The 10462-nt window shown below is 65.3% G+C and carries 10 protein-coding genes; 4 read left to right on the top strand and 6 right to left on the bottom strand.

All coding sequences use genetic code 11. The annotated features are described in order from the left end of the window. The 6 genes from ACKOED_RS11725 to tpiA all read right to left on the bottom strand — a co-directional run. On the bottom strand, positions 1 to 1430 hold a 1430-nt coding region (locus tag ACKOED_RS11725; protein WP_408916779.1), incomplete at its 3' end, for a CTP synthase. An 86-nt stretch (positions 1431 to 1516) separates the two neighbouring features. After that, the gene (secG, locus tag ACKOED_RS11720) at positions 1517 to 1888 is read right to left on the bottom strand and encodes a preprotein translocase subunit SecG (protein ID WP_408916778.1); all 372 of its coding nucleotides are present in this window, start codon (positions 1886 to 1888) and stop codon (positions 1517 to 1519) included. Between the two features lie 94 nt (positions 1889 to 1982). Further along, on the bottom strand, positions 1983 to 2762 hold the full coding sequence (locus ACKOED_RS11715) for an MBL fold metallo-hydrolase (RefSeq protein ID WP_408916780.1): 780 nt from the start codon (positions 2760 to 2762) through the stop codon (positions 1983 to 1985). 109 nt (positions 2763 to 2871) lie between these two features. Next, positions 2872 to 4383: a TRIC cation channel family protein gene (locus tag ACKOED_RS11710; RefSeq protein ID WP_408916777.1), complete on the bottom strand. Its 1512-nt coding sequence runs from the start codon at positions 4381 to 4383 to the stop codon at positions 2872 to 2874. Positions 4384 to 4429: 46 nt separating this feature from the next. Continuing rightward, positions 4430 to 4906, bottom strand: coding sequence for an L-2-amino-thiazoline-4-carboxylic acid hydrolase (locus ACKOED_RS11705; RefSeq protein WP_408916776.1), 477 nt, complete (start codon positions 4904 to 4906; stop codon positions 4430 to 4432). Next, positions 4906 to 5664 (bottom strand): triose-phosphate isomerase, encoded by a 759-nt coding sequence (gene tpiA / locus ACKOED_RS11700; RefSeq protein ID WP_408916775.1) that lies wholly within the window; start codon positions 5662 to 5664, stop codon positions 4906 to 4908. The genes ACKOED_RS11705 and tpiA overlap by 1 nt, the downstream gene beginning before the upstream one ends. Positions 5665 to 5794: 130 nt before the next feature. Between tpiA and ACKOED_RS11695 the strand changes: the two genes are divergently transcribed. The 4 genes from ACKOED_RS11695 to trpD form a co-directional block, all read left to right on the top strand. Continuing rightward, the gene (locus ACKOED_RS11695; RefSeq protein ID WP_408916774.1) at positions 5795 to 7681 is read left to right on the top strand and encodes a SurA N-terminal domain-containing protein; all 1887 of its coding nucleotides are present in this window, start codon (positions 5795 to 5797) and stop codon (positions 7679 to 7681) included. Positions 7682 to 7709: 28 nt separating this feature from the next. Further along, the gene (trpE, locus tag ACKOED_RS11690) at positions 7710 to 9230 is read left to right on the top strand and encodes an anthranilate synthase component I (RefSeq protein WP_408916773.1); all 1521 of its coding nucleotides are present in this window, start codon (positions 7710 to 7712) and stop codon (positions 9228 to 9230) included. Continuing rightward, a complete protein-coding gene (locus ACKOED_RS11685; RefSeq protein ID WP_408916772.1) occupies positions 9227 to 9799 on the top strand; it encodes an anthranilate synthase component II in 573 nt (190 codons plus the stop codon). The genes trpE and ACKOED_RS11685 overlap by 4 nt, the downstream gene beginning before the upstream one ends. Beyond that, the coding region (gene trpD, locus ACKOED_RS11680; RefSeq protein ID WP_408916771.1) for an anthranilate phosphoribosyltransferase at positions 9799 to 10462 on the top strand (664 nt) is incomplete at its 3' end. The genes ACKOED_RS11685 and trpD, both read left to right, overlap by 1 nt.

Raw genomic sequence — 10462 nt, 5'->3', positions numbered from 1 at the left:
CGGTAGGCGTTGTTGACCTCGTAGCGGTGGCGGTGGCGCTCGTGCGAGACGGGGGCGCCGTAGAGCTCCTCCACGATCGAGCCCGGCGCGAGCGCCGCCTCGTACAGCCCGAGCCGCATCGTGCCGCCCAGGTCGCCGCCGGACTTGCGGATTTCCAGCTCGTTGCCCTTCATCCATTCCTTCATGGTGCCGACCACCGGTTCGGCGGTCTCGCCGAACTCAGTAGAGCTTGCCCCCGCAATTCCGCACAGGGAACGCGCCGCCTCGATGCAGGCCATCTGCATGCCGAAACAAATCCCAAAATAGGGAACCTTGCGGATGCGCGCGAAGGTGGCGGCCTTGATTTTGCCTTCCGAGCCGCGCTCGCCAAAGCCGCCGGGCACCAGAATGCCATGCACGCCTTCAAGATAAGGGGCCGGATCCTCCTTCTCGAAGATCTCGGACTCGATCCACTCCACGTTGACCTTCACCTTGTTGGCGATGCCGCCATGGACGAGCGCCTCCTGCAGTGACTTGTAGGCGTCGAGCAGACCGGTGTACTTGCCCACCACCGCGATGTTCACCTCGCCCTCAGGCTGGGTGATGCGCTGCATGATCTCGGTCCACTTGCTCAAGTCCGGCTCGCGCGCGTCCTTGAAGCCGAAGATGTCCAGCACCTCGCGGTCCAGCCCCTCATTGTGATAGGCCCGCGGCACATCATAGATCGACTTGACGTCCAGCGCCTGGATCACCGCCGAGGGCCTGACGTTGCAGAACAGCGCGATCTTGCGGCGCTCGTTCACCGGAATCTCGCGGTCGGCCCGGCACAACAGAATGTCCGGCTGGATGCCGATGGAGCGGAGCTCCTTCACCGAATGCTGGGTCGGCTTGGTCTTGAGCTCGCCAGCCGTGGGGATGAAGGGCAGCAGCGTGAGATGGATGTAAAGGCAATCGCCGCGCGGCTGCTCCTGCCCGAACTGGCGGATCGCCTCGAAGAACGGCAGGCCCTCGATGTCACCCACTGTGCCGCCGATCTCCACCAGCACGAAATCATAGCCCTCGTTGCCGGTTTTGATGAAATCCTTGATCGCGTCGGTCACATGCGGGATCACCTGCACCGTGCCACCGAGAAAATCGCCGCGCCGCTCCTTGGCGATGATCTCCTGATAGATCCGCCCGGTGGTGATGTTGTCCTGGCGGTTGGCGTGCCGGCCGGTGAAGCGCTCATAGTGCCCGAGGTCAAGGTCGGTCTCCGCACCGTCATCGGTGACGAACACCTCGCCATGCTGGTAGGGGCTCATGGTGCCGGGATCGACGTTCAGATAGGGGTCGAGCTTGCGCAGCCTCACGCTGAAGCCGCGCGCCTGGAGCAAGGCGCCCAGTGCCGCCGATGCCAGACCCTTGCCGAGAGAGGAAACCACGCCGCCGGTGATGAAAATATATCGCGCCATGGAACCCCTTCCTAGCCGGACCGGCTCATGATTCGAAGCCCGGACACAGGAATTTCCGGGCGGTTATGCACAACGGCACGGAGCGCTTACGGCGAGACTGGAACCTGCGGTTGAGCGGGTGGCAGTTTCGGCAGTACCGAGCTGTCGCCAGCGCCTTCGGCGGGAGCCGCCGGCTCTCCGGTGGCGGCGGGCGGCGTCACCGTGTCAATGACCGAGCCGCCGCCGGTCCGCTGCGTGGCGATCACCGTCAGCGCGATCGACGTGCAGAAGAACGCAACCGCCAGATAGGCCGTGGTACGGGTCAGCGCATTGCCGACGCCGCGGGCCGTAAACAGGTTGCCGCCCCCACCGCCACCGCCGCCGATCCCCAGGGCACCCCCTTCCGAGCGCTGCAGAAGCACCACGCCGATGAGCGCCAGCGCGACAATAAGATGGACGACGAGGATAACGGTTTCCATGGGGTCTTCCGGCTGAAACTGAATTCGGGGCGGGCTTTAGCGCCTTGATATGGGGAAAGCAACAGGCCGCGGCAAGGCTTTGCCGCGCGCCCTGCTAATAGCCCTGCAATACCAGCAGTTTCGGCGTGTCCGGCAGGCTGGCGGCGGTGAACACCCGGTCCGGCGTGGCGGAGGTCTCCAGCTCATATTCGCGGCCGACCGCGCCGATGAAGCGGGCGAGCGTGGTGGGGCCGAAATAATGCATGGGGATCACCACCCTGGCCTTGATGGTGCGAAGCACCTCCAGCATCTCATCCTGGCCCATGGTGTAGCCGCCGTCCACCGGAACCAGGACGATGTCGAGGCGACCGATCATGCCCACATGTTCGGCTCCCAGCAGGTGATGCAGATGGCCGAGGTGCCCGATGCAGAGGCCAGCCACCTCGAAGATGAAAATCGAGTTGCCGTCCTTCATCCGGCCGGCCCTGCCGCCGCGAATATCAGTGGTGACATTGCGCACCCGGATGTCGCCGATCTCGACGTCATGGACGGCCGGGCCGCCTTCCGGGTTCCAGCCGCGCAGCACATGCTTGATGGCCGGGTCCGGATTGTCCGTATAGTGCGTGGAATGGGCGCGGTTCATGGTCACCGCGTCGGGCAGGATGCCCGCCGAATAGCCCGCATAGTCGGTAACGATCCTGGTTCCGCCGGGGCTCTCGATGATGAAACTGGCATGCCCGATGAAGGTGAGCTTCACCTCGTCGGCCGCCAGTTTGGTTTCGGTGTAGGCCGCGGGCACAATGCGCGGGCTTGCCCCGGCCATCGCCAGGCAGTCGCTTTGCAGCGCCATGGCAGGCGCGGTGCTGGCCGCCAGCATCAACAGCGACAGTATCATGTTTCGCACGGCATGCACTCCCTTGCGCTGCAGACATCATCAGGTCATCGAGGCCCGGTTCTGACCATGGCGCAAAGCGCCGCAGGCCGGAAATGGCCCGCCATGGCGGTCAGGGTAGCCGGGGCGGACCGATCCGGAAGACCGCCACGAGCAACCGCGACACGGCAATCCCGGCGACCCCCACGACGACCAGCGCCAGCATCTCGCCTGCTTCGATCACGCCACGCCGCCAGACGAGATAGAAGCTGATGCCCAGCGACCACACGAGCGGCACCTCACAGTAAAGATTGCTCCTCAGGTTCGGGATGTCGCCGCGGCCACGGACGATGTCACGCAATATGCCGCCGCCTGCTCCGGTCAGGGTCGCCATCACCGGACCCCACACCCAAAGAGGGGTAATGCCAGCGCCGACCGCAACCGCAAGTCCCACCATCGCAAAGCAGGCGAGGCCAAGCGCATCGGCGAGTTCGAACAAGGCGCTATCGAGGCCCCGCTTGCGCACCACAGATACGCTATCCCTCAGCATCCGGGCCGCACCGAACCGCTGCCAGGCATGACCTGCGAGCCACGCCACGGAAACCGTCGCCAAGATCAGCAGCGCATAGAGCGGGGTCGCCATCGCCCCGATCGGTTGGCGGCCGATCAGCATATCGCGGATGACACCCCCGCCCAGCGCCGCGAGCGCGGCCAGCAGCAACCCGCCGAATAGGCTGAACCGCTCGGATCGCCCAGCCAGGTAGCCAGCGAACGCCGCCGCGACGGTGCCTATCACTTCTAGAAAGAAGAACCAGGCGCTGCCGGTCGTCAGCGACAGCAGAGCCGGCAACCGGAAGCGGGCGCCGATGCGCTCCAGCGTTCCGTCCGACTCCAGGGCCGCGATAGCCTTGTCGAAAGCCGCAACGGTCTCTGCCGGCACCTGCTCGCTGAACATCAGATGGAGCGGAACATAAAGGCGCAACGCCCCCTCCTCCACCAAGCTTCCGGCGCCTTTGCGGGAAATCACCAGCGCAACCGAGAGCCGCTCCGCCAGAAAACCGTCCACCTCACCCGCCAGCAGGCGCCGAAGATTTTCCTCATCGCTGGGCGCCGCCACAATCTTCGTGGCGTTGGCGGGGTCGGTGATGAAGGCGTCAAGCGCCGGATCGACGTAGGAAAACCCGGCCCTGACACCAAGCCGGAAAGATTGATCGGCTGCCAGCGCCTCCCGCAATGCAGCGGCATCCGGCGCTGGAATCCGCCCAGCCTCGCCGCGGCGCACCACCAGCACGTTGGTATCTTGCCGGTAAGGCCTCGAAAACACGCCAAACCTAGCCCGCGCGGAATTCCTGACGGTGCCGGGGATCATGTCACGCGTCCCCGCTTCGACTTCAGCGACGAGCATAGGAAACGGAACTGGTTCAAAATCGACCGCGAAACCCGCCCGCGACGCAATGGCGCGAACCATTTCAATGTCGAGGCCGGTCAGGACCTCTGTTCCACCGCGCTGCTGGATGAACTGCTGGGGTTCTCCGGCATACCAGCCGGCTGTGACGGTCTGCGCGGTGGCCGGCACGGCGAGCCCAGCCAGCGCAATCAGCGTCCAGATAAGCGCGGCAAAGCCGGCAAGACCGGTGCCTTTCACCCCTGTGTCTTGGCCCGAGCTGGTTCTGGCAGGGTTCATGGCACCGTTATGGCGAATTCTCTTCGCGCCGCCGGTAGCGAAACGTGCAGCATGGCGCGCCCTCCATGATGGTCTGTTTACGCTCCAGCGTGATGTTCGGGTCATAGCCCTGGCAGAACGTGCCGTCCCGGTTGCAGGACATGAGATGACCGATCTTGCCCAGCCCCATCTCCCGGTAGGTTTCGGCATAGCGGCACCGGGTAACGTCGAAGTCGAAGTTCTGTTCGTCCGCCTTCAGCACCTTGATCTCAAGCGCGCCATCGGCCGTCCACAGTTCATAGAGCTTGACGAAATCCGCCATGCTGGTGTTGCCGCCGGCCTTGGCGGCGAAATACTTGCCCTCGGCAATCGCCGCCTTGCGGATCGCGGCATCGAGAATGGCGCTGGCCTGGGCCTCGCCCAGCACCGCCACCATCTCGGCATAGATCGGCCCGATCACCTCCGCCTGAAGCCGCCGCCTGGTTAAAGTAGGGACTTCGGACATCAGGCATAAACCTTAATGATTCCAAGAAAATCCGCAGCCTTGAGGCTGGCGCCGCCAACCAGCGCACCATTCACATTGGGCTGGCCCATGAGCTCGGCGGCATTCGACGGCTTCACCGACCCGCCATAGAGGATGCGGGTCTGCGCCCCCTCCCCGCCCATCAGGCCCGCCAGTTCGGCGCGGATCAGGGCATGAACCTCAGCCACCTCGGCGGTGGTTGGGGTGAGGCCGGTGCCGATCGCCCAGACCGGCTCATAGGCGATCACGGTATTGGCAGCGACACTGCCCTCGGGAAGCGAACCCTTGAGCTGGCGGGTGACCACCGCGAGGGTGCTTCCCGCCTTGCGCTCGTCCAGGGTCTCGCCAATGCAGATGATGGCCGTGAGCCCGGCCCGCTGGCAGGCCTTGGCTTTCTTCTGGACGATGGCGTCGGTTTCGCCGTGGTTGGTGCGGCGCTCGGAATGGCCGACAATGACGGCGGAGCAGCCGGCCTCCTTCAGCATTTCGGCCGAAACATCGCCGGTATGCGCACCCGATGCCGCCCAATGGCAATCCTGGCCGCCCAGCTTGATCTTGGAGCCTTTCAGGATCGATTTAACCCGCCGCATCAGCACGGCCGGCGGGCAGACCATCACGTCCGCCTTGAGCTTCACGTCCTTCAGCATGGCGGCAAGCAGGCGTGGCTCCTTCAGCATCGCCACGCTGCCGTTCATCTTCCAATTGCCGGCGACCAGCGCCCGCGGCCCTTCGCTTGCCATGTTTCTGTGGCCTCCCTGCTGCCCGAAACTGGCCTCTTAGCAGACGCATACCGCGCTTGCGAGGGGGGGACCTCCTACCTATAGTGCGCCGCGCCGCGGGGCGGCCAAGGATCGAAAGGAACATCGTCTCATGATGGAAAGCTTGCGCAATGCCGCCAAGGGCTGGATGGCAAAAGTGCTGATCGGCCTGCTGGCCGTGAGTTTCGCCGTCTGGGGCATTGCCGACGTGTTCAGGGGCTCGACGCAGAACGCGATCGCCAAGGTTGGCGAACAGGAGATTCCGGCCGCCCGCTTCGACCGCGCCTTCCAGGATTATCTTCAGAACCTGTCCCGCCAGACCGGCCAGGGCATGACTCCGGAGCAGGCCCGGGCGCTCGGCCTCGACAAGGCGGTGCTGGACAGCCTGATCCAGCAGGCCGCGCTCGACGACCAGGCGCGGCAGCTGCGGCTCGGCGTGTCCTACACCTACCTCGCCCAGGACCTGATGAAGGACCCGGCCTTCCGCAATTCGCAGGGCGCGTTCGACGCCGAGCGCTTCAAGCAGCTGCTGGCGCAAAACAACCTGACGGAGGAAATGTTCTTCAGCGAGGAGCGCCAGCGCCTGCTGCGCGGGGCGCTTGCCGATACCGCCAGCGCCGGCATTCCGGTGAGCCTCGGACTGCTCGAGGCGCAGTACCGGTTCGGCACCGAGCAGCGCGATGCCCGCTATTTCCTGATTTCCACCGCCGACAGCGAAGTGACCGCTCCCACGGATGACGAGATCAAGAAGGAATATGAGGCCAACCCGCAAGCCTACACGGCTCCGGAGTACCGGGCGGTCGCCATCATGAAGGTGGAGCCCGCCGACATCGCGGCGGCGGTCGAGATCACCGACCAGGACCTGGCCGACGCCTATGAGAAGTATAAGGCCGACTACTTCACTCCCGAAAAGCGCACCATCCTGCAACTGAGTTTCCCGACTGAGGCCGAGGCCACAGCCGCCAGGCAAAAACTGGCCAGCGGCACGGATTTTCTCGCGCTGGCCACCGAACGCGTCTTCACCGAGGCCGACAACACCTTCGACGACCAGACCAGGTCCGCGTTCCTCGATCCGGCGATCGCCGAAGCCGCCTTCGCGCTCACCGAGGGTGCGGTCAGCGACCCGGTGAAGGGCCAGCTTTCCACCGTGCTGCTCAAGGCTGTGAAGGTGACGCCGGAGAAGCAATCCACCCTGGATGAGGTGAAGCCGGCGCTGCAGGAACGGGTGAGGCTCGAGCGCGCCGCCGAGGAAATCCAGGCGATCTATGACGCCGTCGAGGATGCCCGCGCCGCCCAGACAAGTTTTGAGGATATCGCCGCCAAGGCTGGCATTCCGTTCCAGCTCATTGCCGCGACCGACGCCCAGGGCAAGGACAAGGACGGCAAGGACGTGGCCATCCCGCATGGCATGGAGGTGCTGCAAGCCTCCTTCACCAGCGACGTGGGCGTCGAGAACGACGCCATCTCCCTCGATAACGGCTATGTCTGGTACGAAGTGCGCGAAGTGGCGCCAGCCGCCGTGCGGCCCCTCGACGCGGTCAAAGCCCAAGCCGCCGCGGCGGTAACTGCTGAGAAGGTGAAGGCGCTGACCAGCGAGAAGGCCAAGGCGCTGGTGGAGCGGGCCCGCAGCGGCGCCACGCTTGATGCGCTGGCCACCGAAGCCCAGGCCAAGATCGAGACCGCGCAAGGCCTGCGCCGCTCCGAGTCCTCCGAAGGTTTTGGCCCCGCAGCGGTGGCCGCGCTCTTCGCGGTGCCGGACAAGGGCTTTGCCTATGCGCTGGAGGCCGATGGCCGTTCGGCCCGGATCATGCAGTCAGAACCGGTGCTGCTGCCGGCCTTCGACCCCGCTTCGCCGGAGGTCAAATCCATTGCCGAACAGCTGAAGCCGCGCCTCTCGGACAGCATGCTCGGCGCCTATCTTGCGGCCCTGCAGGCCGAGGCGGGCGTCAGCATCAATGAAACGCTCTGGCGCAGCATCACCGGACAGCAAACCAACTGAGCCCAGACCGCGTTGCCGGATAAATCTCATGAACCTCACCCCCGATTTCGATGCATTTGCCCGCGCCTATGACGCGGGCGAAGCGCAGATCGTGTCGGCGCGGCTGGTGGCTGACCTCGAGACGCCGGTGTCCGCCAAGCTCAAGCTCGCCCGCAATGCCCGCTATTCCTTCCTGCTTGAATCGGTCGAGGGCGGCGCGGTGCGCGGCCGTTATTCGATCATCGGGCTCAACCCCGACCTGATCTGGAAGGTGGAGAACGGCAAGGCCTGGATCAACCGCCGCGCCGGGCTCGACCCCGACGGCCCTTTCGAAGCGGCGGACCAGCCGCCCTTGCAGGCGCTCCGCGCGCTTCTCGCCGAAAGCCGCATCGCGCTTCCCGACGACGCGCCGCCGATGGCGGCGGGCGTGTTCGGCTACATGGGCTATGATATGGTCCGTTTCATGGAGGACCTGCCGCAGCCCAACCCCGACAGCCTCGGCCTTCCGGATGCCATGCTGATCCGGCCCACCATCATGGCGATCTTCGACAGCGTGCGCGATGAGGTGAGCGTCACCTCGCCGGTCTATCCGGAGCCCGGCATTTCCGCCAGGGCCGCCTATGCCAGGGCGCGCGAACGGGTAACGGGGATCGTCGAGGCGCTCGACCGGCCGCTCGATCACCTGGCGCTGCGCGAACCGGAAACGCCGCCCATCGGCAGCCCACGCTCCAACACCACGCCCGAGGACTACAAGGCGATGGTGCTGAAGGCCAAGGAGTACATCGCGGCCGGCGACATCTTCCAGGTGGTGCTCTCGCAGCGCTTCGAGACCGAATTCGCGCTGCCGCCCTTCGCGCTCTACCGCTCGCTGCGCCGCGTGAACCCCTCGCCTTTCCTGATCTTCCTCGATTTCGACAGCTTCTCGGTGATCGGCTCGAGCCCCGAGATCCTGGTCCGGGTGCGCGACGGCAAGGTGACCATCCGCCCGATCGCCGGAACCCGCCGCCGCGGCGCCACGCCGTCCGAAGACCGCGCCCTTGCCGCGGAGCTTCTGGCCGATCCCAAGGAACGCGCCGAGCACCTGATGCTGCTCGATCTCGGGCGGAACGACGTGGGCCGCGTCTCGGAGATCGGCACCATCAAGGTCACCGACCAGTTCATCCTGGAATATTACAGCCAGGTGATGCACATCGTCTCCAATGTCGAGGGCCGGCTCGGACCGAAATTCGATGCCATCGACGCGCTGGTCGCGGGCTTTCCGGCGGGCACCGTGTCCGGCGCGCCCAAGGTGCGGGCCATGCAGATCATCGACGAGCTTGAGAAGAACAAGCGCGGCATCTATGCGGGCTGCGTGGGTTACTTCTCGGCCAGCGGCGAGATGGACACCTGCATCGTGCTGCGCACGGCGATCGTCAAGGACGGCAAGATGTATGTGCAGGCGGGTGCCGGCGTGGTGGCTGACAGCGTGCCGGAGAACGAGCACCAGGAATGCGTCAACAAGGCCAGGGCCCTGTTCCGCGCCGCCGAGGAGGCGGTGCGCTTCGCCGGCCGCGGCGGGAGGGCGCAATGATCATCCTGATCGATAATTATGACAGCTTCACCTACAACCTTTATCATTTTCTGGGCGACATCGGCGCCGAGACGGTGGTCCACCGCAATGACAAGATCAGCGTGGGCCAGGTGATCTCTGCCAGGCCCGAGGCCATCGTGATCTCGCCGGGGCCGGCCACGCCCAATGAGGCCGGCATCTGCCTCGAGTTGATCGACAAGGCGTCCGAAACCATCCCCGTGTTCGGCGTCTGCCTCGGGCTGCAGGCCATTGGCCAGTGCTTCGGCGGCAAGGTGATCCGCGCGCCCCGGCAGATGCATGGCAAGACCAGCCCGATCCACCACACCGGCGAAGGCGTGTTCGCTGGGCTGCCGCAGGATTTTACCGCAACGCGCTATCATTCGCTGATCGTCGAACGCGGCAGCCTGCCCGCCAGCCTCGAAGTGACGGCGGAAGCCGACGGGCTGATCATGGGGCTCCGCCACAAGACCCGCAATGTGCATGGCGTGCAGTTCCACCCGGAAAGCATTGCCTCGGAGCACGGTCACAGGATCCTCCGCAACTTCCTCTCGCTCGCGAGGGCCAGCTGATGGCTGACATGAAACCGCTGATCGCCAAGGTGGCCGCCGGAACGCCGCTCAGCCGCGCCGAGGCGCGCGAGGCCTTTCAGGTGATGATGTCGGGCGATGCCACGCCCTCGCAGATCGGCGGCTTCCTGATGGCGCTCCGGGTGCGCGGCGAGACCGTGGACGAGATCACCGCCGCGGTGGAAATCATGCGCGAGAAGATGCTGCGGGTCACGGCACCCGCCGCCGCCATCGACATCGTCGGCACCGGCGGCGATGCCTCGGGCTCCTACAACATTTCCACCTGTGCTGCCTTCGTGGCGGCGGGGGCTGGCCTGAGCGTCGCCAAGCACGGCAACCGCGCCTTGTCGTCCAAATCCGGCGCGGCGGATGTGCTCACCGCGCTGGGCGTCAAGCTGGACATCGGGCCCGACAGGATCGCGGACTGTATCTCCGAGGCCGGCGTCGGCTTCATGTTCGCGCCCGCCCATCATGCCTCGATGAAGCATGTGGGCCCATCGCGCGTGGAACTCGGGACACGGACGATCTTCAACCTTCTGGGCCCCCTCTCCAACCCCGCGGGCGCGAGGCGGCAGGTGACGGGCGTGTTCTCAAATCAGTGTGTGGAGCCCCTCGCCCATGTGCTGAAGAACTTGGGCAGCGAAGCCTGCTGGATTTGCCATGGCG

It is taken from the genome of Aestuariivirga sp. (assembly GCF_046093005.1).
GTDB lineage: Bacteria > Pseudomonadota > Alphaproteobacteria > Rhizobiales > Aestuariivirgaceae > Aestuariivirga.
Note: the sequence above shows the minus strand (reverse complement) of the source record. Positions and strands in the feature narration are given on the sequence as shown.